Source organism: Shimia haliotis (assembly GCF_900114415.1).
Lineage (GTDB): Bacteria > Pseudomonadota > Alphaproteobacteria > Rhodobacterales > Rhodobacteraceae > Shimia > Shimia haliotis.
In genome coordinates, this window is the sequence record NZ_FOSZ01000004.1 from 194,065 (window position 1) to 217,569 (window position 23,505).

General features: G+C 57.0%; 16 protein-coding genes and 1 tRNA gene. 7 read left to right on the plus strand and 10 right to left on the minus strand.

Going from position 1 to position 23,505, the window contains the following annotated elements; translation table 11 throughout:
- The first annotated feature begins 10 nt into the window (after positions 1-10).
- From msrB to BM069_RS11595, 3 genes are all read left to right on the plus strand, one after another.
- On the plus strand, positions 11-463 hold the full coding sequence (msrB, locus tag BM069_RS11585) for a peptide-methionine (R)-S-oxide reductase MsrB (RefSeq protein WP_093323854.1): 453 nt from the start codon (positions 11-13) through the stop codon (positions 461-463).
- The gene (msrA, locus tag BM069_RS11590; protein WP_093323856.1) at positions 460-966 is read left to right on the plus strand and encodes a peptide-methionine (S)-S-oxide reductase MsrA; all 507 of its coding nucleotides are present in this window, start codon (positions 460-462) and stop codon (positions 964-966) included. The genes msrB and msrA overlap by 4 nt, the downstream gene beginning before the upstream one ends.
- Positions 967-1,076: 110 nt before the next feature.
- Positions 1,077-2,615, plus strand: coding sequence for a cryptochrome/photolyase family protein (locus BM069_RS11595; protein WP_093323858.1), 1,539 nt, complete (start codon positions 1,077-1,079; stop codon positions 2,613-2,615).
- Here BM069_RS11595 and BM069_RS11600 read toward each other — a convergent pair.
- From BM069_RS11600 to BM069_RS11625, 6 genes are all read right to left on the minus strand, one after another.
- Positions 2,612-4,618 (minus strand): hydantoinase/oxoprolinase N-terminal domain-containing protein, encoded by a 2,007-nt coding sequence (locus BM069_RS11600; RefSeq protein WP_093323860.1) that lies wholly within the window; start codon positions 4,616-4,618, stop codon positions 2,612-2,614. The genes BM069_RS11595 and BM069_RS11600 overlap by 4 nt on opposite strands.
- Before the next feature lie 230 nt (positions 4,619-4,848).
- Complete coding sequence (gene queG, locus BM069_RS11605) at positions 4,849-5,892, minus strand: tRNA epoxyqueuosine(34) reductase QueG (RefSeq protein ID WP_093323861.1); 1,044 nt, start codon at positions 5,890-5,892, stop codon at positions 4,849-4,851.
- A 69-nt stretch (positions 5,893-5,961) separates the two neighbouring features.
- Positions 5,962-6,627, minus strand: coding sequence for an FtsZ-binding protein FzlA (gene fzlA, locus BM069_RS11610; protein WP_093323863.1), 666 nt, complete (start codon positions 6,625-6,627; stop codon positions 5,962-5,964).
- Between the two features lie 56 nt (positions 6,628-6,683).
- Positions 6,684-7,400 (minus strand): monofunctional biosynthetic peptidoglycan transglycosylase, encoded by a 717-nt coding sequence (gene mtgA, locus BM069_RS11615; protein WP_170846737.1) that lies wholly within the window; start codon positions 7,398-7,400, stop codon positions 6,684-6,686.
- A 248-nt stretch (positions 7,401-7,648) separates the two neighbouring features.
- Entirely contained in the window at positions 7,649-12,187 is a 4,539-nt protein-coding gene (gene gltB, locus BM069_RS11620; protein WP_093324141.1) for a glutamate synthase large subunit, read from the minus strand.
- Between the two features lie 136 nt (positions 12,188-12,323).
- Positions 12,324-13,760 carry an NAD(P)-dependent oxidoreductase gene (locus tag BM069_RS11625; protein ID WP_093323866.1) on the minus strand — a complete coding sequence of 479 codons (1,437 nt, stop codon included), beginning with the start codon at positions 13,758-13,760 and terminating at the stop codon, positions 12,324-12,326.
- A gap of 219 nt (positions 13,761-13,979) precedes the next feature.
- Between BM069_RS11625 and BM069_RS11630 the strand changes: the two genes are divergently transcribed.
- The gene (locus BM069_RS11630; protein ID WP_093323868.1) at positions 13,980-14,783 is read left to right on the plus strand and encodes an undecaprenyl-diphosphate phosphatase; all 804 of its coding nucleotides are present in this window, start codon (positions 13,980-13,982) and stop codon (positions 14,781-14,783) included.
- Between the two features lie 50 nt (positions 14,784-14,833).
- Here the strand turns inward: BM069_RS11630 and BM069_RS11635 are convergent, their stop codons facing one another.
- Positions 14,834-15,811: a complex I NDUFA9 subunit family protein gene (locus tag BM069_RS11635; RefSeq protein ID WP_093323870.1), complete on the minus strand. Its 978-nt coding sequence runs from the start codon at positions 15,809-15,811 to the stop codon at positions 14,834-14,836.
- A gap of 220 nt (positions 15,812-16,031) precedes the next feature.
- Here BM069_RS11635 and BM069_RS11640 point away from each other — a divergent pair.
- Positions 16,032-16,118, plus strand: a tRNA-Leu gene (locus tag BM069_RS11640).
- Between the two features lie 313 nt (positions 16,119-16,431).
- Here BM069_RS11640 and BM069_RS11645 read toward each other — a convergent pair.
- Positions 16,432-17,028 (minus strand): DUF1415 domain-containing protein, encoded by a 597-nt coding sequence (locus tag BM069_RS11645; protein WP_342028855.1) that lies wholly within the window; start codon positions 17,026-17,028, stop codon positions 16,432-16,434.
- Positions 17,029-17,366: 338 nt separating this feature from the next.
- Between BM069_RS11645 and BM069_RS11650 the strand changes: the two genes are divergently transcribed.
- Together BM069_RS11650 and BM069_RS11655 are read left to right on the plus strand one after the other, a co-directional pair.
- Positions 17,367-18,263 carry a phosphate/phosphite/phosphonate ABC transporter substrate-binding protein gene (locus BM069_RS11650; RefSeq protein ID WP_093323874.1) on the plus strand — a complete coding sequence of 299 codons (897 nt, stop codon included), beginning with the start codon at positions 17,367-17,369 and terminating at the stop codon, positions 18,261-18,263.
- A gap of 10 nt (positions 18,264-18,273) precedes the next feature.
- Complete coding sequence (locus BM069_RS11655) at positions 18,274-20,667, plus strand: response regulator (RefSeq protein ID WP_139216189.1); 2,394 nt, start codon at positions 18,274-18,276, stop codon at positions 20,665-20,667.
- A gap of 71 nt (positions 20,668-20,738) precedes the next feature.
- Here BM069_RS11655 and BM069_RS11660 read toward each other — a convergent pair whose 3' ends face one another.
- Positions 20,739-22,220 (minus strand): heme biosynthesis protein HemY, encoded by a 1,482-nt coding sequence (locus BM069_RS11660; RefSeq protein WP_093323877.1) that lies wholly within the window; start codon positions 22,218-22,220, stop codon positions 20,739-20,741.
- A 10-nt stretch (positions 22,221-22,230) separates the two neighbouring features.
- Complete coding sequence (locus tag BM069_RS11665) at positions 22,231-23,478, minus strand: COG4223 family protein (protein WP_093323879.1); 1,248 nt, start codon at positions 23,476-23,478, stop codon at positions 22,231-22,233.
- Between the last annotated feature and the right edge of the window lie 27 nt (positions 23,479-23,505).

A 23,505-nucleotide genomic window follows, 5' to 3' on the forward strand; every position in this document is an offset into this window, starting at 1 on the left:
GGAGACGCGCATGACCAAATATTTCAAAGACCCTGATGTGGTCGCCACGCTGACCGATGAACAGTTCTGGGTCACTCAGGAAAGCGGCACCGAACGCCCCGGCTCCGGCAAGCTGCTCAACAACAAGGAACCCGGCATCTACGTCGATGTTGTCTCTGGTGAGCCGCTGTTTGCCAGCGCCGACAAATACGAAAGCGGCTGCGGCTGGCCCAGCTTCACAAAGCCGATCGAAACCGCCCACGTCACCGAACATCACGACGCCACACACGGCATGATCCGCACCGAAGTGCGATCAACACACGGCGACAGCCATTTGGGTCACGTTTTTCCAGATGGGCCACAGGATCGTGGCGGCCTGCGGTATTGCATCAACTCCGCTTCGTTGCGGTTCGTCCACCGCGCCGATATGGAGTCTGAGGGCTATGGCGCCTATCTCGATCAAGTAGAGGAGATCGATCAATGAGCGAACGCGCAGTTCTCGCAGGCGGCTGTTTCTGGGGTATGCAGGATCTCATCCGTAGGATGGACGGGGTGATCGGCACCCGTGTCGGCTACACCGGCGGTGACGTTCCCAATGCGACCTACAAGGATCACGGCACCCACGCCGAAGGCATCGAGATCACCTTTGATCCCGCCCGCATCAGCTATCGCAAACTGCTGGAATTCTTCTTCCAGATCCACGATCCGACCACGCCCAACCGTCAGGGCAACGATCTGGGTATGTCCTACCGCTCTGCGATTTACTTCGTCGATGAGGCCCAAAAAGCCTGCGCAATCGACACCATCGCCGACGTCGACGCCTCCGGCCTCTGGCCCGGCAAGGTCGTGACAGAAGTCGAGCCGGTTGGCGATTTCTGGGAAGCGGAGGACTTCCATCAGGATTATCTGGAAAAGAACCCCAACGGCTACACCTGCCACTTTGCACGCCCCGATTGGGTACTGCCGAAACGGGATGTGACGGCCTAATTCGGGACTGAAACAAAGGCCAGCGCCGGACCCGGCGCTGGCCCGGCGGCCTGCGGCCTTGTTTCCGGGCCAAGGATAATCCACCACCGCCGCCCCCCCGTATCTCCCACATGACCAGCCAAATCCGCCTGATCCTCGGCGATCAGCTCACTCACGACCTGCCCACCTTCCGCGACGCAGACCCTGCGACCGACCTCATCCTGATGGCCGAGGTTCGCACTGAGGCGACCTACGTCAAACACCACAAAAAGAAGATCGCCCTAATCTTCTCCGCCATGCGCCACTTCGCCGAAGAACTGCACCAACGCGGTTTCACTGTCCGTTACATCCGCTACGACGACCCCGACAACGCAGGCAGCCTGCTGGAGGAACTTCGCCGCGCGATCACGCCGAAAACACAAGAAATAACCGTCACCGAAGCCGCCGAGTACCGCCTGCTCACCGAAATGCAGACGTGGCAGAACACGCTAGACCTTCCGGTCCACATCCTCCCCGACGACCGCTTCCTCGCAACGCCCCAAGACTTCGCCACATGGGCCGAAGGTCGCAAACAACTGCGCATGGAGTTCTTTTACCGCGAGATGCGCCGCAAACACGGCATCTTGATGCAGGGCAATGACCCCATCGGCGGCCAATGGAATTTTGACGCCGAAAACCGCAAGCCGCCCAAATCTGGCCTGCACATCCCGCCCCCGTTTGAAACAGCCCCCGACGCCATCACCCGCGATGTGCTCGCCCTCGTAGACACCCACTTTCCAGACCATTTTGGCGACCTGCTCCCCTTCCACTTCGCCACCACCCGCGACGACGCGATCGCAGTCCTTGACCACTTCATCACCCACCGCCTGCCGCTCTTTGGCACCTATCAGGACGCCATGATCGCAGATGAACCGTGGATGTTTCACAGCCACATCAGTTTCTATCTCAACATCGGGCTCCTGACCCCGATGGAGTGCATCCGCGCCGCCGAACGCGCCTATTTCGAGGGCCACGCGCCGCTGAACGCTGTCGAAGGTTTCATCCGGCAGATCCTCGGCTGGCGCGAGTTTGTGCGCGGCCTCTACTGGTATCGCATGCCCGACTACGCCAGTGAAAACGCGCTAAACGCCAAACGTCCCCTGCCACCGATGTTCTGGACGGGCCAAACGCAGATGAACTGCCTCTCCCAGAGCTTCGGCCAAACCATAAAATGGGCCTACGCCCACCACATCCAGCGCCTCATGGTGATCGGCAACTTCGCCCTGCTCGCGGGCCTGTCGCCAGACGAGGTTAACGAATGGTTCTTCATCGTCTACGCCGACGCTTTTGAGTGGGTGGAACTGCCAAATGTGTCAGGCATGATCCTCTTCGCCGACGGCGGCGTTCTGGCGTCCAAGCCCTACGCCGCCAGCGGCGCCTACATCAATCGCATGTCAAACTACTGCGCCGGCTGTCGCTACAAACCATCCGTCAAAAACGGCCCCGACGCCTGCCCGTTCAACTACCTCTACTGGGATTTCCTGAATCGCCATCGCGCGCGCCTCGGCAACAACCCGCGCCTCGGCATGCCCTACCGAAACCTCGCCCGCATGAGCGACGAAAAACTCGACGCTGTTGACGCCGACTCGCGCCGCTTCCTCAAGGCACTGGACGCCGGAGAGCTCGTCTAACCCTCCGCCACACGCGGCCGGCCTGACGCCTCCACCGTGATCGTTGCCTCGATAAAAACATCACGCGCTTCGGCTTTCGCCCGCTTCACATCCCGTTCAACCCGCAACCGGATGCCTTCGGCCCCTGCCGCTTCCGCATCCGCCCGCGCATGATCCGACAAATGCATCTCAAGTCGCGTCAAAGCTTCGCTCTCGCTGGCGAAATCCTCTGGCCCTGCCTCAAGATGCACCCGATATTTTCCCTCACTTGGCGCCGTCACTGTACCAGCCCGCCGGATCGTGACACGCCCGACAACCGCGCCGATCGCATTCGCAACGCCACCGTGCTCCGGCAGTTTCATCGCACAGCCCATCTGTTCCGCCACCGCCGGATAATAATTCGCCGCCGAGGCACCGAGACCAATCACAGCACTCGCCAATCCCGTCTCCAACCGGATCAACCCGCGATGCCCGCCATTCAACCCGCGCAGCATCAACACATGCCGCGCCAACTGATCCGGCGGCAGATCAAACCCCATGTCTTCTTCTGCAAAAGCAGTCTCTAACAAAGCCAAACCCGTCTGATGGGTCAACTGATCGACAATCATCCACGCAAGATCATCTGGCTCCGCCGCCAATGTCTGCCCAGCCCCCGTCCGCCGCCGCCCAAACAGCCGCAGCGCCTTCTCTGCAGCCTCTGCATCCCAAGCCGCAACCTTGCCCAAAACATGCGACGCATCCGATGGCGTCAAACCCGACACCTGCACCAACCCACGTTCCACCAACCGCCGCAGCGCCTTGATTTCGATCCGATTGCGCAGCACATCGCCCAGCGGCATCACGCCATCTATGCGCTGAAACAGGGCCTCTTCCCGCTCCGACAACCCAACCGGCCCCGCGCCCTGCACCGCACGCACAAACCGTCCGTCATGCTCGCCTGGCACCGTCCGCAACAACTGCGCATCCAACGCCGCATGCACGCCTTCGGGATCATCCAGCGCAATCAGCGACACCGGCACCACCCGCTTCGGTCCAAGCGTCACGCCACCCTGCAACCCCTCGGCCACAAAATGCACCTCGCTGTCCCCGCCAAGACCAAAGGTGCGCATCGCCACCGCCTCAACCATCGTGCGAAACGGCCCCACCTGCGCACCATCGGGATCAATCGCAGGCCGCCCACCGCGCAGCACAGCCACATCTGTTGTCGTGCCGCCAATGTCGCTGACGAGCGCGTCATCCGCATGCGTCAACCACCGGGCACCCACAATGGACGCCGCCGGCCCGCTCAGAATGGTCTCGATCGGACGCTCGCGTGCAAATTTGGCCGAGATCAGCGCCCCATCACCGCGCACCACCATCAATGGTGCGGTCACACCCAATTCCCCAAGCCGAACCTCGGCACGCGAAATCAATCTATCGATCATACCAATCAACCGCGCGTTCAAAACAGCAGTCAGTGCCCGCTTTGGCCCGTTCAACTTGGCTGACAAATGGTGTGAAGCGCTCACCGGACGACCGGTAAGCTCGACAACCATCGCCGTGGCCCGTTGCTCGTGTGCCGGATTGCGCGTGGCAAATTGCGCCGCAACCGCAAAGCCGCTCACCTCATCCCCATGCTCGGTAAGCCAGCGCCGCAACACCGCCTCATCCAATGGCGCTTTTTCTCCGCCTGCATGATCGTGCCCGCCCGCCAGAACAACAACCGGATCGCCGCCAAGCGCCTCGGCGAGACCGTGCTTCTGCAAATCGGCGTCCCGAAACCCGATCAGGATCAAACCGACCCGTTCTCCCTGTCCTTCAACCAAAGCGTTGGTCGCCAGTGTTGTGGACAAAGACGCCAGCGTCACCTGTGCCGGATCAACAGCGGCCTGCGCCAAAACGGCTGAAACCGCTTCACCGATCCCCTCAGCCAGATCATACCGCGTGGTCAATGCCTTTGCGCTGGCGATCACATCGCTTTCATCTCTGATCAGCACCGCATCGGTATAGGTGCCGCCGGTATCCACCCCCAAAGACAGACTCATTGTGCCCAACCCTCATCTGTTCGCTAAAAACCGGATAGCGGCGACAGAACCGCAACGCCAGCCCGTTTGCGACACCTTTAAATTTCTTGCGCGTCGCCGAAATCCAGCGCGGTCAGCCGCACCAACGGGCGCACGTAGAAATAGACCATAATCGAGGCGAGTTTTCCGCCGCTAAAGACCGCTCTTCACGGGTCAGATCCCGCAGATTGAACGCCTCCTCCGGATGCGAGTCATCCCGTATCGCGCAACCGCCCAACGGCCCAACGCGCGGCGTCCGACACCACGTCATCCGGATCATCGCACAAAGCCAATGTAGTCTCTAACAATGCCAAATCGCCTGAATTTCCGATGGCATATAGCACATTTCGGACAAATCTGTTGCGCCCGATCCTCTTGATCGGCGAGCCCGAGAAATGCGTCCTAAATCCCGCGTCGTCAAAGCTCGCCAATTCGGCCAGCTTGGGCGCCACCAACTCGGCACGGGCATGATATTTCACCTCTCGTGCCTCTTGCGCAAACTTGTTCCACGGACAAACGCCCAGGCAATCGTCACATCCGTAAATCCGGTTGCCCATCAAGGCCCGCAAATCCTCATCCACCGGCCCGTGATGCTCGATGGTCAGATAGGAAATGCACCGCCGCGCGTCGATCTGATGTGGGGCCGGAAAGGCTCCGGTCGGACAGGCATCCAAACAGGCCCTGCAAGATCCGCAATTGTCGATCTCTGCCGCATCCGGCGGCAACTCAATTGTCGTGAACACCGACCCGATAAAGAACCAAGACCCCAAATCCCGACTGACAAGATTGGTATGCTTGCCTTGCCACCCCAACCCCGCAGCCTGTCCCAGTGGTTTTTCCGGAACCGGTGCTGTATCCACAAAAACCTTCACCTGTGTCGCGTCACCGGTTTGCGCAATCAACCATCGCGCCAGTCTTTTCAGCCGCTTTTTGACCGTATCGTGATAATCACGGTTTTGCGCATACACAGAAATCGCACCGCGATCGGGCATCCCGTGCACCGCCAGCGGGTCATGTTCCGGCGTGTAACTTTCCCCCAACACAATCACGGACCGCGCTTCCGGCCAAAGCACGGAAGGATCAGAGCGCCAATGCGTCCTGTCGGCCAGCCAACCCATACTTCCGTGATAGTCCTTGTCGAGAAATCCGGCCAGTCCGGCAGCCACATGACCCACGGCATCTGGTCGGCACACCTGCGCCATGTCAAACCCGATGGCCTTGGCCTCAGCCACCAATTGCGCCTTTAAATCATCCATTCGGCCCCCTTCCTGTTGCCGGAAATACCTCGGGGGGTTTGGGGGGCTGGCCCCCCATTTAGATCAGCATCAAAAATCCAGATCAGCATAGTGCGCGGGCGGCGGGAACCCGGGAACCTGATCCGCCAGAATGGCGCGAAACGCGGGGCGGGACTTGATCGTCGCATACCAGTCCTTAACCACCGATGACCGGTTCCAGTCCACGTCTGATATATAGTCCAATGCCGAAAGATGGGCCGCGGCCGCGAAATCCGCCATGGTCATCACATCGCCCGCAAGCCAGCGGCGGTGATCCAGCAGCCAAGCCATATAATCAAGGTGATACTTGATCGCCTTGGCGCCCGCTTTGACATTGGCGCTGTCCGGATACCCTGTTCCCATGAGCTTCTTGTTGACCCGCTCATAAAGCAGCTTTGACGTCACTTCGTGATGAAACTTGTCGTCAAACCACGCCACCAGCCGGCGCACCTCGTACCGGCCATCCGCATCTCGCGGCAACAAGGCGGGCTCGGGATATTTCTCGTCAAGGTATTCGCAAATGGCGTTGCTGTCCGCCATCATCTTGCCGTCCATCTTCAAGATCGGCACTTTGGCGGCGGGGTTGCGTCGCAGGAAATCGGGATCCTGCTCCCAATACCGCTCTTCCACCAACTCCACCTCAAGCCGCTTTTCGGCCATGCAAAGGCGTACCTTGCGGCAGAACGGGGACAACGGCACATGGAACAGTCGATTCATCACAACATCACTTGGTTTTGGTGTTTTGCCTTCAATGCCCCGACCTTACGGGGTTTTCAATCGGCAAAACAAGCGCCGCGCGGCTCTCCGCGTATGGTTTCGGCCCCATCCATGATCGCGGCCGCCCGCCGGCGCAGTTTGGCAGTTGGCTTGCTGGCCGACCGCGCCTTAGGATTTGGCAGCACCGCAGCCAACCGTGCGGCCTGAGTTGCGCTAAGCTCCTCCGGTCCGACCCCGAAATATTGCCGCGCCGCCGCCTCGACTCCGAAGACACCCTCATCAAACTCTGCAACGTTTAGATAAACCTCCAGAATGCGCCGCTTGGACCAAGCGATTTCCACCAATGGAGTCAGCACTGCCTCAATGGCTTTGCGCAGGTAACTCCTGCCCTGCCAAAGATAAACGTTTTTTACCGTTTGCTGGGTCAAAGTGGACGCGCCGCGCTTGCCCCCGCCCTCAATCGCCTCGCGAATGGCGACCACATCGAACCCCCAATGCAAACAGAAATTCGCGTCCTCCGCGGCGACAACAGATCGCGCCATCACCGGCGCAATGTCCTCGATGGGCGTCCACTGGTGATCAATCTGCCCTAAACGGCGTTTTTCTTCCCACATGGTCCAAGTGATCGGCGGGTTCACAATGACAAAAAGAACAAGCGCAAACAGCGTGAAGGACACCAGCCAAACAGCCGCGCGCCGCGCCCAGTATCGCGCCTTCAACCAACGCCGACGCAACCAGTGTGTGTCAGGGGTCTTCTTCTTTTTCTTCGCCACAGGGCACCGCTCCACTCTCCTTCAGAGCAGTAAAGCAGCCCCTCTTGTCTCGCAAGTCTTCCGGAAACCGCTCTTGATCTCAGCACCTTCGCAGGGACAAGCCGGATTGGTGCGCCGGTTCAATCTCGCACGCATCATTTTCGGTATCTCGGTGCTCCGGGCGACTGAACCACTCACCAGCAAACCACTTTTCTCTCACTCAAGCCGCTCACAAAAAACCGGGCCTTATGGCCCGGTTTCTTTTGGCTTTATTCTGCCGGAACCGCTGCGGGGTCGTTGGTCAAAGGATGCGGAATATGCACCAACATCTCTTTCGGGCAGACCTGAAGGAAATTGGCTTTCTCCATGTCCCAGTGTTGCAGGATGTCAGCGGCCTTCCGACTGCCGGTTTCCGCCACATGACGCTCGATCAACCCTTTCAGCTGATCTTCCCAATGCGCCACTGTCACCGGACATGTCACCAAGGTCTCGAGGTTCATGACATTTTCTGCCTTCCCCTCAGGGTCATAAAGATAAGCCATGCCACCGGTCATACCCGCACCAAAGTTGGCACCGATATCGCCAAGGATCACCGCAATGCCGCCAGTCATGTATTCGCACCCACATGCACCACAGCCCTCGATCACCACTTTCGCGCCGGAGTTGCGAACTGCGAAACGTTCACCCGCGCGGCCAGCCGCAAACAGATACCCGTCGGTCGCACCATAGAGCACGGTGTTGCCGATGATGGTGTTGTCCGCCGCCGTCAGCGGGCTCTGCATCGGCGGGCGCACCACAACCGTACCGCCAGACAAGCCCTTGCCGACGTAATCGTTGGCGTCACCCGATACTTCGATTTTCAGACCCGGCGCTGCGAAGGCACCCAACGACTGACCAGCCGAACCGGTCAGCTTGACCGTCAGGTGATCCTCCTGAAGCGCGTTGCGCATACCAAAGTTGCGCACGATGTGGCTTGAGGTGCGTGTCCCAACCGTCCGGTGCGTGTTCTGCACCGCATAGGAAAGCTGCATCTTCTCGCCATCCTCAAGGAAACGCGCAGCATCGCGTACGATCTCCGCATCAAGCGTGTCGGGCACGTAGTTGCGCTCTTTCTTGCGGTCATACACGATGTCATGTGCACCATCGACCGTGATCAGAAGCGGGTTCAGATCCAGATCATCAAGGTGGGCAGAGCCACGGCTGACCTGTGCCAGAAGATCCGCACGACCAATCACATCATCCAAAGAACGCGCGCCGATCGAGGCGAGAATTTCCCGCACTTCCTGCGCATAGAAGGTGATCAGGTTCACCACCTTGTCGGCCGAACCGGTGTACTTCGCACGCAGATCTTCATCCTGCGTACACACGCCCACGGGGCAGGTGTTGGACTGACACTGACGTACCATGATGCAGCCCATCGCAATCAACGCCGCGGTGCCGATGCCATATTCCTCGGCCCCCATCATCGCGGCCATCACAATGTCACGACCCGTGCGCAGACCACCATCGGTCCGCAGGGTCACGCGCTCACGCAGGTTGTTCATCGCAAGCACTTGGTGTGCTTCGGTCAGACCCATTTCCCACGGCAGACCACAGTATTTGATCGAGGTCGCAGGGGACGCACCGGTACCACCGTTGTGGCCGGAGATCAGGATGATGTCGGCTTTCGCCTTCGCCACACCGGCGGCAATTGTGCCAACGCCCGAGGACGCCACCAGCTTCACCGTCACCTTACAACGCGGGTTGATCTGCTTGAGATCGTAAATCAGCTGCGCGAGGTCTTCGATCGAGTAGATGTCGTGGTGCGGCGGCGGCGAAATCAGGGTCACACCTTTGGTCGAGTGACGCAGACGCGCAATCAGGTCGGTGACCTTCATGCCCGGCAGTTGGCCACCCTCACCGGGTTTCGCGCCCTGTGCCACTTTGATTTCCAGCTCTTCGCACTGGTTCAGGTATTCAGCGGTCACACCGAAACGACCCGACGCCACCTGCTTGATTTTTGCCGACGGGTTGTCACCATTCGGCTCCGGCACAAAGTGCGCCGGATCTTCGCCGCCCTCACCGGAGTCAGACTTCGCGCCAATCCGGTTCATCGCCACGTTCAGCGTCTTGTGCGCCTCCGGGCTCAGGGCCCCAAGCGACATGCCCGGCGTCACAAAACGCTTGCGGATTGCGGTGATGCTTTCCACTTCCTCAATCGGAATGGCGTCACCCAACGGCTTGATGTTGAGCAGGTCACGCAGATGGATCGGCGGGTTCGCCTGCATCTTCGCGGAGTATTGCTTCCAAAGCTCGTAAGACGCACGGTTACAGGCCGCCTGCATCATATGCATGGTCTGCGCGCCCCACGCGTGGGTCTCGCCCGATTTGCGCGCCTTATAGAAGCCGCCGATCGGCAGCACATCGGTGCCACTCAGGAAACCCTTGGCGTGCACCTCTTCAGCCTTGTGCTGAATGCCGCTCACACCAATTCCGGAAATGCGACTGGTCATGCCCGGGAAGTATTCCGCACACATCGCACGGCTCAGACCAACAGCTTCAAAGTTGAGACCGCCGCGATAGGAGGAAATCACCGAAATCCCCATCTTCGCCATGATCTTCAAAAGACCTTGGTCAATCGCCTCACGATAACGCGCCATGTTCTCGGTCAGCGTGCCATCCGCCAAACCGCGCGCAATGCGGTCCGCCAGTGTGTCCTCTGCAAGATAAGCGTTCACCACGGTCGCACCGGCACCGATCAGCACTGCAAAATAGTGCGGGTCGATACATTCAGCCGACCGCACGTTCAGCGAACAGAACGTCCGCAAACCTTTGCGCGTCAGGTGGCTGTGGACTGCGCTGGTCGCAAGGATCATCGGCATCGCCACTTTGGCGGCACCCTGCGCTTCGTCGCTCAGAACGATGTGACCGGCACCGGACCGCACAGCGTCCTCTGCTTCAGCACGGATACGCTCCAAGGCGGCTTGCAAAGCGCCATCGCCCGCATCCGCATCAAAGGTACAGTCGATCCGCACCACCGCGTCGTCAAACGCCTCAAGCAATTTCTCAAACTGCTTGTTGGCCACAAACGGGCTCTCCAGCATGACAATCTCGGTCTGGCTGCCGTCTTCGCCCAACACGTTCTTCAAATTGCCAAAGCGCGTCTTGAGCGACATCACGCGGTATTCACGCAGGCTGTCGATCGGCGGGTTTGTCACCTGAGAAAAATTCTGTCGGAAGAAATGGCTGAGCGGGCGATAGAGTTTCGACAAAACCGCCGACGGGGTGTCATCCCCCATCGAGGCCAGCGCCTCTTTGCCGTCCTCGGCCATCGGCGCGAGGATCTGTTCGACTTCTTCCATCGAGAAGCCCGCAGCTATCTGACGCTGACGCAGCTCTTCGCCGCTGAACGTTGCGGTCTCTTCAACACTCTGAAGCTCGCCTGCCAGATCACGGATTTTGCCGACCCACTCGCCAAACGGGCGCGCAGCGGCCAATTTGTCCTTGATCTCGGTGTCGTGATATAGCTTGCCCTCTTTCATATCCACGGCCAAAAGCTGCCCCGGACCAAGCGCGCCTTTTTCAACGACGTTGGCCTCATCGATCGGCACCATGCCCGCCTCAGAGCCGGAAATCAGCAGCCCGTCACCGGTCACAACATAGCGCATCGGGCGGAGGCCGTTGCGGTCCAGACCCGCACAGACCCAACGACCATCGGTCATCGCCAGTGCGGCCGGACCATCCCACGGCTCCATCACAGAGTTGCAGTAGGAATACATGTCGCGCCACGCCTGCGGCAGTTCCACCGCCTGCTTGGACCACGACTCAGGCACCAGCATGGTTTTCGCCATCGGCGCCGAGCGCCCAGCACGCACAAGAACCTCAAACACACCATCCAGCGCGGCAGAGTCAGACGCCCCGCCCGGCACAATCGGTTTGATATCCTCGGCAAAGTCGCCAAAGGACGCCGAAGCCATGCGGATCTCGTGGCTCTTCATCCAGTTCAGGTTGCCCTTGAGCGTGTTGATCTCACCATTGTGCGCCAACATGCGGAACGGTTGTGCCAACCACCACTGCGGGAACGTGTTGGTGGAATACCGCTGGTGATACAGCGCAAACGCAGACTCAAACCGCTCGTCCATCAGGTCGGGGTAGAACACCGCCACCTGCTCGGCGAGCATCATGCCCTTGTAGATGATCGACCGGCAGGACAGCGACGCGATGTAAAGCTCGGTGATGTTCGCCGCCAAGGCCGCTTTCTCAATGCGGCGACGGATCACATAAAGCTCACGTTCAAACGTGTCCTCATCCACCCCCTTGGAATTGGTGATCAGGATCTGTTCGATCTCAGGACGGGTTGCATTGGCTTTCTCACCCAAGCAGGTCACATCGACCGGCACGTGACGCCAGCCATAGATGCGATAGCCCATTTTCAGAACTTCGGTTTCAACAATCGTCCGACACACTTCTTGCGCGCCGTGGTCGGTGCGCGGAAGGAAAACCTGACCGACAGCCATTAGCTGATCCGTGATCGGCTCGTGACCTGTGCGCTTGATCTGATCATAGAAAAAGCTGACCGGAATTTGCACGTGAATGCCCGCACCATCGCCGGTCTTACCGTCCGCATCCACAGCGCCACGGTGCCAGATTGCTTTCAATGCGGTGATACCGGCTTCAACAACCTTGCGGCTTGGTTTGCCGTCGATGGACACAACAAGACCCACACCACAAGAAGAGTGCTCTTCGCTCTCGTCATACAGACCGTTTTCGGCCATCCACTTGCGTTTGGCTTCTTCTGTGCGCACCCAGTTTTGATCGTACTTGGTCATGAACATAACCCTCTCTTTTCTCACTTAGGTCAGGCTTGCTGACCTCACGGTGCTTCCGGCGTTCTGTCGCTCTGGAAATGGCACCGACGTAATACCGACGTTTTACCGACGTGTTGCAGACGTCGAAAAACGGCTCTTATTCCGCTGCTACAGCCGCACGTGCATCAAGCTTCTCAAGGATCGCATCTGCACAATCGCGGCCATCTTTAATCGCCCAAACAACAAGGCTCGCACCGCGCACGATGTCACCCACGGCATAGACGCCATCAAGATCCGTCGCACCTGTAGTGAACTGTGCCTTTATGGTGCCCCAACGGGTCACCTCCAACTCCGGCTGCTCCCAAAGTGTTGGCAGATCTTCCGGCTCAAAGCCCAGTGCTTTGATTACCAAATCAGCGTCTTCAACATAGTCCGCGCCTTCGATCACCTCGGGGCTTTGACGACCCGACGCATCGGGTTGACCCAATCGCATCTTCTGCACCATCACACCTTCGACCTTGTCGCCGCCGGTGAATCCTTTAGGCGCGCTCAGCCAGACAAATTCGACGCCTTCTTCCTCGGCGTTCTGTGTTTCACGCTGCGAGCCTGGCATGTTGGCCTTGTCGCGGCGATACAGGCATTTCACGCTCTCGGCTCCCTGACGGATCGCCGTGCGCACACAGTCCATCGCCGTGTCGCCACCGCCGATGACAACAACCTTTTTGCCCTCGGCGTTCAACTCGCCGCTTTCGATCTCGGCGACTGTGTCCCCAAAGTCCTGACGGTTGGACGCGGTCAGGTAATCAATAGCCTTCACGATGCCCTCGGCACCTGCGCCCGGCCCTTGCAAATCACGGGATTTGTATACGCCCGTCGCGATGATCACCGCATCATGCGCGGCGCGGATGTCGGCAAAGGAGATGTCCTTGCCCACTTCGCAGTTCATCTTGAAGGTCACGCCCCCGTCTTCCAACAGCTTGTTGCGACGCATGACCACATCTTTCTCAAGCTTAAAGCCCGGAATGCCGTAAGTCAGCAGGCCGCCCGCACGGTCATAGCGATCATAAATCGTCACCTGCAGACCCGCTCGACGCAGACGATCCGCAGCTGCAAGACCACCTGGGCCGGCACCAATGATGCCGACGCTCTCGGACCGCTCCTGCGCCGGAGAAATCGCCTGCACCCAACCTTCTTCCCAGGCGGTGTCGGTGATGTATTTCTCAACCGACCCGATGGTCACGGTGCCGTGGCCAGACTGTTCAATCACACAGTTGCCTTCACACAGACGGTCCTGCGGGCAAATCCGGCCACAGATTTCAGGGAAGGTGTTGGTGGCTTGGCTCACCTTATAAGCCTCTTCCAGACGACCGGTTGCCGTCAGCCGCAGCCAATCAGGAATGTTGTTGTGCAACGGGCAATGGCTTTGGCAATAGGGCACACCACACTGGCTGCACCGGCTCGCCTGCTCTTCGGCCTTCGCCTTTGCGAACTCTGCGTAGATTTCATTGAAATCTTCTTTGCGCACACTCGCGTCACGTTTCTCGGGCATGTCCCGATCTACGGTCACGAATTTCAGCATAGGTTGCTTTGCCACGTCAGCTGCCTCCGGTTTTCTTCAGTCGTAGGTGTGTAATATGAGCGTTTCGAATATAAAAGTCAGAACTGATGACCTATATTGCAGTTTTTTCCGCTCCGCAGCGTCAATTTTTATGATGTAGGGCATTTTTAAGGTCCGGATCGGACATAAATCAATTATTTTCTTTATTTTGCAGCACTCTTATACCATTCGCGAACACATAGGGGCCGGTGAGTCATGTCAATCTTCCACATTCTTCTGGTCGCAGTCATCCAAGGCATCACCGAATTCCTCCCCGTCAGCTCTTCGGGGCACCTGATTCTCCTGCCGAATCTCACTGCTCTTGACGATCAAGGCCTCGCCATTGATGTCGCAGCGCATGTCGGCACACTGGGTGCGGTGGTGCTCTATTTCTGGGCAGATGTTCGCCTCGCCATCCTTGGTCTCCCCCGCGCTCTTATTGGCAAGCGCGACACACAAGGCAGCAAACTTGCGTTCCTGCTGATTGTGGCAACCATCCCGGTCATCATCGCGGGACTGTTCCTCAAATTAACCGGACTCAATGACGCCATGCGGTCAATCGCCGTGATCGGCTGGACAATGCTGGGCTTCGGCCTTGTGCTTTGGTGGGCCGACCAAAAGGGCGCCAACACAAGAACCGAAGCTGACTGGTCAACCAAAGACGCATGGCGCCTTGGCCTTTGGCAAGCGGTGGCCCTGATCCCAGGCACATCGCGATCCGGCATCACAATCACCGGCGCCCGCTTTATGGGTTACGAACGGTCCGACGCGGCAAAGATCGCGATGCTGATATCGATCCCGACCATTTTGGCCAGTGGCACTCTACTTGGTCTTGATGTGGCCTCTCAGGCCAATATGGCGATGATGCGCGATATGGGCCTTGCCGCGATCTTTTCTTTCATCGCCGCACTTCTGGCTTTGGCATTGATGATGCGCCTGCTGAAATCCGTGAGCTTCACGCCGTATGTGATCTACCGCGTGGTCCTCGGCGCTATCCTGCTTTTCATCGCTTACAGCTAACAAAAAAGGCGGGCCCTCAGACCCGCCCCAAAATCTTATTTGACCTGCGCTCACACCTTAAGGTTACGCGCGGAATCCTTGATGGCATCATACTGACCGGATGGGCGATAGCGCCACAAATAGTCCGCTATGATCGCCTCGGGCGCCAAAGGAACAATCCCAAGATCGGCAAAGCCTTTGGCATCGTCTGATACTACATTGTCCAAGCGTAGCAGCTTCACCTGGTCCTTGGTCAACACCGAGTTGTGCACCAGTCCAAAAGTCAACGCCTGCAGCAAGCCGAAACCAAAGGCCATAAGGTTTCCGACCCAGAACGGCAGATTCATCACGATCCGTTTGCGATGCACCACCTCAAGGATCTCATTTACCCAACCGCGCAGGGTTTTGACTTCCGGCCCTCCAAGCTCATAAACGCCCTCGGCCTGTCCCAGCACACCCATAACCGCAGCCTTGGCAACATCATCCACAAAGACCGGTTGGAACTTTGTCGCTCCACCCACCACCGGCAGGAAAGGCCCCATGCGCGACATGGAAGCGAAGCGGTTAAAGAAACCGTCGTCCTGACCAAAGATCACCGACGGGCGCAAGATCATCGCGTTCGGCATGTGTTGCAGAACACCCTCTTCACCCAGAGCTTTGGTGGTCGCGTAGTTGCTTTCACATGCGGTGTCGGCAATCGCCGACAAGTGCACCATCGTGTCCACGCCCTGCGCTGCTGCAATTCGTGCGATACGCTCTGCGCCTTCATGCTGAACGGCATCAAAGGTGTTCTTGCCGCGGTCCGACAATACGCCAACGCAGTTCACCACCGCATCCGCACCCGCCATGGCACCCGCCACGGAAGCATCATCCCGGACGTTGCAAAAAACTGGTTCAACCTGCCCCACAGAGCCGTAAGGTTTGACGAACATCGCCTCGTTGGGCCGCCGCACTGCAACCCGAACGCGCCAGCCTTCTTTGGCCATACGCTGGGCAATGTGACGTCCGACAAATCCGGACCCGCCGTAGATTGTGACAAGTTTCGACATGGCTCGCCTCCGCTGGTGTCGTGACAGTTGGAATAGCCCCCCACGCGCTTCCAAACAAGCGACAAGGTGGTGGCGCGACAAGAAACCCCAGCTTTTGCAACGTCAATTCGATACGCCTCTGAGAGATCACGTCGCCCGCTGCAAACAATTTTGGGGAAATCAGTCGAATCGCGTTGACACCCCCCGCGCACAGGACTAAATGCCTGCCTCACCAACCCGTGCCCAGATGGCGGAATTGGTAGACGCGCTAGCTTCAGGTGCTAGTGTCCGTATGGACGTGGAGGTTCGAGTCCTCTTCTGGGCACCATTTTTCCCACAAGATCACTGGCTACAAGCGGATCCGCCGGATTCTTTCGCACAATCGCTACACAGCGAGGGCAGAGTTGTTAGGATCGCGTTGGAACTTCAATACCTGACCCAGGCCAGAAAATCCGGTCGTCACAAGTTTCAAAGGCGCGCTCCGAAGCGTCCAGAGACCCATCACAAAATCGCAGCCGACCTCAAATACGTAAACCAAACGGATGTCTCGGAGGTTGGCCGCATGGCGGCGATGCCCATCCTTAAGAGGCGTAACTTGCTTAACCAGCCTCGCGCAACAAACCGCAATACGGCCAAACAGTCTATTTCCCCCAAGGGCAGATTGCCTCAACCCTTTGGCGACCAAGCTTTTTCAATGCTTTGATGTTGTCCAAATAGATTTGCTCGGGGTTTGAAACATGAGCGAGGGCTTTGGACATTTGATCTTGGCGCAGCAGGTGTATGGTTGGATAGGGTGAGCGATTGGTAAAGTGACTAAGATCGTCTGCCGCGACGCCCTCAAACAGATATTGAGGATGAAATGAGGCCAGTTGCACATGCTCTGTTAGCTCAACTTGCTCCAGAAGCCACTGAAACCAGTCTAGTACTGAAAGGAAATCTTCGAACTCTTCAAGACCTTGGGTAAACATGAGCAAGCTGGTGGCAATGTCATGTTCGTTGGTTCCAAGCAGACGCTGCAATTCATTCAAAAAGAACTGCTTTTGTTGGGTATCACTCTCGGCATCACAAACAGCATAACGAACTTGGTTTCGGGCTATGACGCTCGAGGAAAATGGGCAAAGGTTTAGCCTCACAACCATTTGTTCAAGCCACAAACGGGTGCTTTTGACGACGTCTTGATGAGCTATCGATAGCGTCTTTTGATCGAACTTAGTAATATAAGAAATCCCTTTTTTGATTAGCTTATTGCTCGTTTACCCAAAGTCCCAATTTGATTGCAAAAGCCAGATCCTTCGGCACGGCGTAGACACAACTAACTTTTGTGTCAAACCATCTTTCACCGATAGCAGATAGCCCAAAGCCGCTATCCACCCGGGTCCCCCTTTGAAGGTCTTGGACTGCGACTCCCTTCGACAAAAGATTCAAACTGCGGGCCTTCAGGGTTGGGCTTGCATCATAAAATGTGCCATTTCTGCGCCAATGTCATCTAATCGCGCCCTGCTGATTATCGAACTGACAAAATTAAGCATCGGTCAAGAATTTGCCTCTACGGCTCAGCCTGAAGGGGCTTGGACCAATGTTGATTATCTTGAAACGCCTATCGTGGGTGCTGATCTTGTTGGCACCGGCACAGATGCTTTCTGCAGAAGTGCTTGTGCTTGGAAGTTTGGAAAACGACGTTCGTCGCCAAGTCGCTCGATTTACCCCTCTTGCTGACTATCTGGAAACCGCACTAGCCCCGCACGGCATTTCGGAGGTCCAGATAACTGTCATGCGAGAAGATCAGGATATCGCGGGCGCGATTTCCAGCGGTGACATTGATTTGTATTTTGACACGCCTGTGATTGCCGCAAAGGTGGCCAGAGATTCCGGCGCGATTCCCCTTCTGAAACAATACCGCAACCGCGACGCCACCTTTCGATCAATGATCGTCGCCCCCGTCGATGGGCCCGTACAAACATTAGATGATTTGGTCGACCGCAAGATTGGTTTTGAAGAACGCTCGTCCTCCGCGGGATTTCTTTTGCCAGTCTACCTTCTGGATCAAGCCGGCCTAAAGCTCGCAAAGCTACGCACCCGCCACCGAGACGTGCCAGCTGGCAAGGTAGGCTATTTATTCACCGGCGACTGCGACAACACGATGTATTGGCTGGTGCGCGGGTGGGTCGACGCAGGGGCCATTAACGATATCGACTTCCGAAGACTGGACAGCGCCTTTCCTGGACAGTTTCGCGTTCTTTCAGAGAGCCGTTTCATGCCCCGAGAAGTGGTGATGCAGCGTCCGAATATGGAGCACGATCTTTCCCAGGCAATCTCGGATGCGCTCACCTCAATGCACGAAACGCCAGAAGGGCGTGTTGTCATCAAGGGGTTCTCGCACACGGACCGCTTTGAGCGATTTCCGGACATCTATGGCACTTTTCAGCCAATTTTTGCGATTCTGAACCGGCTAATCAGCATCGGCATGATCTAGGTATGGTAAATTGAGCGACGTTTTCCAAACTCCACAACCCTCCCGTTGGCGCAAGTTGACCTATGGTCTGCATTTGCGCATGCTGTGCTACTTTGGGGCGCTGTTTACGATCTGTGTGACCATCCTGATCTATGCAAACACCGTGACTCAGCAGCACTTGGTGGAACAACGATTTCAAGAGCGTGCGGAGTCCCTTGGGCGCCTTATACTTGAGGTTTCCCTTCCCTATCTTTTTGACGGGCATCCGTCAGAGCTAGATGTGATCTATGAGGAACTCGAGGAGCAACCTGACGTCGTTTCACTCTCACTGATTGACTCCCGCGGGTACCTCATCGTGACCGGACGAAACGACGGATACTCTCTGTTTCTCGATCAAGTTCACGACCCTCTCGTCGAGCAGGCACAGAAAACCCAAAAGGTTGCGTTTATTAAGAACAACGGTCTGATCGAGATCGCTCTTCCGGTTATTTACGGCAACTTCAACTTTGGCACGATCCGTTTTGACTTGGATGGTACTCTTGCAGACCGCGAAGTGGTACTTTTGCGTCAACGCAACACCACACTTGGGGTGATGTTTATCATTTCTGGTCTGGCGCTGAGCTTTTTTGTGGCAAGACGCCTAACCAACCCTCTTGCCAAGTTGACTCAGGCCACCGAACAAGCCGCGGCTGGTAATCTTGATCACCGTATGTCGATCCGCACCAACGACGAAGTTGAAAGCTTGGCCAAGTCATTTAACACAATGATGGACCACCTTGCAGACCGCGTGCAAAACCTCGAACACACCAAGGAACAGTTGAAGCAATTCAGCGACGAGGTGCACAAAAAGAACCTTCAGTTGCAAGTAGCCGTGGAAACGGCTCAAAACGCAGAGAATGCCAAGTCACAGTTCCTGGCCAGAATGAGCCATGAAATTCGCACTCCGATGAACGGTGTGCTGGGTATGGCAGAATTGCTGTCGGACACAGACTTAACCCCCGCCCAGCTTGGTCTATTGGAGTCCATGCATTCCTCAGGATCCTCTCTGCTAAATATCATCAACGACATTCTCGATTTCTCGAAAATGGATAGCGGTCATATGACCGTTCACAAAGAACCCTGCCGTCCTGTGGACGTGGTTGAAAAAACCGCGCAAATTCTTGCATTTCAGGCATCCGACGCCGGTGTGGATTTAATCACACGCGTTGACCCAGACTTGCCGGATCACATTCTCGGCGACAGTCCAAGGCTGAAGCAAATCGTCATAAATCTCGCGGGCAACGCTCTGAAATTCACGGACGAAGGGTACGTGATGATTGATGCGCAATTGTCGCAAGACGCGGCCGGTGCCCCGCATATGCGGATCAATGTTTGCGACACGGGGATCGGCATTCCCACAGAAAACCTCGCCACTATTTTTGACCAGTTCACTCAAGTAGACGGCGGTACCAGTCGCAAACATCAGGGTACGGGCTTAGGTCTGGCAATCTCGAAAGGTTTTGTTGAATTAATGGGAGGGGAAATTTGGGCCGAGTCCTGTGTCGGCGAAGGATCCAAGTTCTGCTTCAGCATACCGATCGAAGAGCCGACAGCTGGAACTGTACGAAAAGTCAAAAAGCCGAACCTTGATGGGCTACGGGTTTTAACGGTCCAAAAGGAGCCCGTTGCTTCTTTCGTCACAAATGAACGGCTCAGCTATTGGAATGCCAAACCCGAGTCATGCGAAAACGGCGCCAATGCACTTTCCACGCTCAAAGAAGCAAGCGGCCAATCTAAGGCTTTTGATGTCGTTCTCGTAGAGAGACGTTTGACCGACATATCTGCAGAAACATTCCTGAGGGCCTGTCGCGCATTCAAGAACATCCACCAACCACGAGTCATTTTTGTTGATGAATTGCGCGATTCAATTGAAATCGGCTGTTCGCCCGACGTTCTTGCGGACGCAAATCTCCAAAAACCGATCCTATCGGAAAATCTACTACGCGTGCTTTTGAATGAAACTGACACGATGCCCGCAACGGCAAATTGCTCTGCAGAAACCAAAACCAAACGCCCGGGAATGAATCCCATTTTGATCGTCGACGACAATCGCACCAACCGCAAACTAATTGAGGTTTTTCTGGACCGCTTGGGTCTACCTCATGCGAGCGCGGAAAACGGACTTGAAGCCATTACCCAAGTTGAAGCGCTGAGGCCGGATCTAATCCTCATGGATGTCAGTATGCCGGTTATGAACGGCTTGGATGCTGCCCGCGAAATTCGTGTTGGCGAAGGAAACGACAAGGGGAAACGCGCACGGATCATTGGGTTGACAGCGCACTCATCGCCGGAAGACCGGCAAAAATGCCTCGATGCGGGCATGGATGAGCACATGGCCAAACCGATCAAATTGGCCTTGCTTAGGGAAATCGTCGAAGGACTGTGAGTTCGTGTTCAAAAGAAAAGTTCGGAAGGGCGGTTCAAAGCCCGCCCCGCTTTAACTTTTGACCCGAAATGTCACGCGGGCCGAGCTTCCTGATTGTCTGCGACTGTTGCATCAACCGGTTCTTCGTCGTCAGCATCCTCTAGGTCAGCGTCATCGGAATGGTTTTCCAACGCGCCGATAATCAGGGGAAGCATTTCCACGCCCGATCCAGAACCTGCCTCGGTTTCAGGGGGAGCCACCCAGCTCAACGTGTCAAAGCTCCCGCAATTGGTGCAGGTCGGCGCCCATTCCGTATGAATGTTGTGGCAATTGCCACACACCCACTGCGGGCCACGTGGAGCGGACAGCGCTTTGGCCAAATACCCTTTCACAACCGCATCATTGCCACCCTCACCACGTTCAATAGCCGCCATAATGGTCAGCGCCCGTTGCGTGGGATCAGTTTCATACAAATCGCCCAGCGCGCGGCGCGCTTCTGGAAAATCTTCTGCCGCGATATTCAATTCCGCGTTCAACATCCGGGTCTCCGGATGATCCGGCGTCGCCTTCGTAAGGGTTTTGAAGCGCTTGATCCGCGCCTGTGGGGTTTCCTCCGGCTCAATTGCCGCAAATGCCGCTGCAAGATCGGGGTGCGGGCTCACGTCCCAGGCTTTGCGCAACAAACGCGCCGCATTGCGCGGCCGCCCCTGCTCGATATAGCCATGCGCGGCAAGAACCGCTGCAGGCACAAGATCAGGCGACAAGCGGTTGGCCTCAATCGCTCGTTCACGCGCCTCAACCGAACTGTCCTCATCAACGATGCCCTTCGCCTCGCCCAGCGCCAGAACGGCATCCCGACGACGGTGCACATCACGCGGCAAAGCCCCGTGCTTGAGTTTCGCATTCAGTGTACCGCGCGCGCCCTTCCAATCTTCTTTCTCGGTCTGAAGTCGGAGCAGGGTATCCTGCACCTCTTCGTGACGCGGCTTCAACGCAAACGCCGTCTCCGCAAGCTTCAGCGCAACGTCCGTTTTGCCTTCGTCCAGCTTCTGTTTCATCAGTCCGCGCACACCGACAAACCGGGTGCGTTCGTCCTGCAAAAGCTTCTTGTACACCTCTTCGGCCTTCTTGCCGTCACCGCTCATCTCTGCGGCCTGCGCCACGATCAGGTTGGTCAACTCCGGCTTCTTAAGGTACTTCTCAGCCTTGCGCGCTTTATCCATCGCCAGACGACCCTCGCCCGACGACAACGCCATCAGGCCATCGGCCAGTGCCTGATAGCCATTCTTCTCTCGGTTACGATCGAAATACCGGCTGATCGCCGTCTCGTCGCCGTTCAAAAATTTCAGCGTCGCCACCAATAGCGCCAGAAGCCGGATCGCCAACCAGGTCGCGGCCACCAAAGCAATAAGGGCTAGCGCGGTGTGGAATAACCCAAGGGAGTACTCAACACCGTTTATGTCTGGAAACACGATAAATGAACCACCGTCGCTTTCCAACAAATGGATCGCGCCAAAGGTCACAGCCCCGACAACGGCAACAAAAACAAGGATTTTAATCAAAGACCACAGCATGTTCTGACTTTCAGTTCGTGTTCAGGGCTTGCGCCATTGCTTCAGCAGCTTGCGTAGCCGCCAGTCGGGTTTCCGCCTGAGCGCGCCAATCCGCCATCACGGTTTTGGGCGCATCCGCCAACGCGTCCAGCTCGGCCAATGTCTCTGCCAATTGCCCGCTCCTCAGCGCTGCTTCCGCCCTGCTCAGGATCGCGTCAGTGTCATTGCCTTCTTTGGCCTCCACAGATCTCGCGCCCAAATGGGTCTTCAGGAAATTGCCAAGTTTGCTGCCCTGCGCGTCGTCTACATTTTCCGAACGAGCCTTGGCCAAGGCAGCACGAGCCGCTTCTGGGAATGCTTCGGTCAAAGCCACCAGAGTAATCACTCCAGTTTCCGCATGATCCGCCAGCACTTCCGCTACACCTTCTCCCGTCGCTGATCTGTAATCGACCACCGCACCGCTGAAGGCCGCACCGCTATCCAATGCCGCGATGATCCGAGTTGTCGCAGAGCGCGCCAGCGCGGTCTTGGCTGACAGGTCGGCCCTGTCTTTCAATTCCATCGCCTCGGCTTTCTGTTCCGCCACCAATGTCTTAAGATCTTCGACCTCTCGCTCATAGGCTGCGATTGCTGCCGCGCCCAAACCTTCGTTCAAGGGGCGCTTCTCGATATCGCTAAGACGTGTTTCAAATCCCGTCACCGCCTCGCTTAGGCTGTCGAGTTTTGCGTCATGCAGTTCCCGCAGCTTTTCAAGCTCAACCGCTGACTCCTTTGCAGTCTGTGAGGCCGTCAAAGCCGCGTCCGTGGCTTGCGTCGTGCGGTCATGGAGCGCTTTCAACGTATCGCTCTGTGCCGCAAGCTCCTCTGAAATCTTGGCGATTGCATCAGATGACTTAGCGCCGATACCAAGTTGATCACCAAAATAGACCGCTCCGCCAAAACCAAGACCGGCGGCTATGACGCCCCCCAGAACTAAAGGTACAAATCCACCACGTTTGGCGGGCTCTACAACTGATGGGGTCTCTTCGACGCCAGGCTCTACTGCGGGTTCATCCACTCCGCCCACAACCTCATTGTCTTCGATCGGTAGGTCATCAACGCCTTCGGTTTCGTCGGACGCATCACTTTCGGGATCCTCAAGTGTCTCTGGCTCGGCTGTATCGGACACATTCCCGACAGCCTCGTCTTCAACAACAGCCTCTTCGATCCCGTCAGAGTTGGCGATCTCCGCCGTCGTCTTGTCGTCGTCCGGTTTGTTGGTCTTGTCAGAGTTACCCACCTGAAGTCCTTTCGAATCCGGTTATTT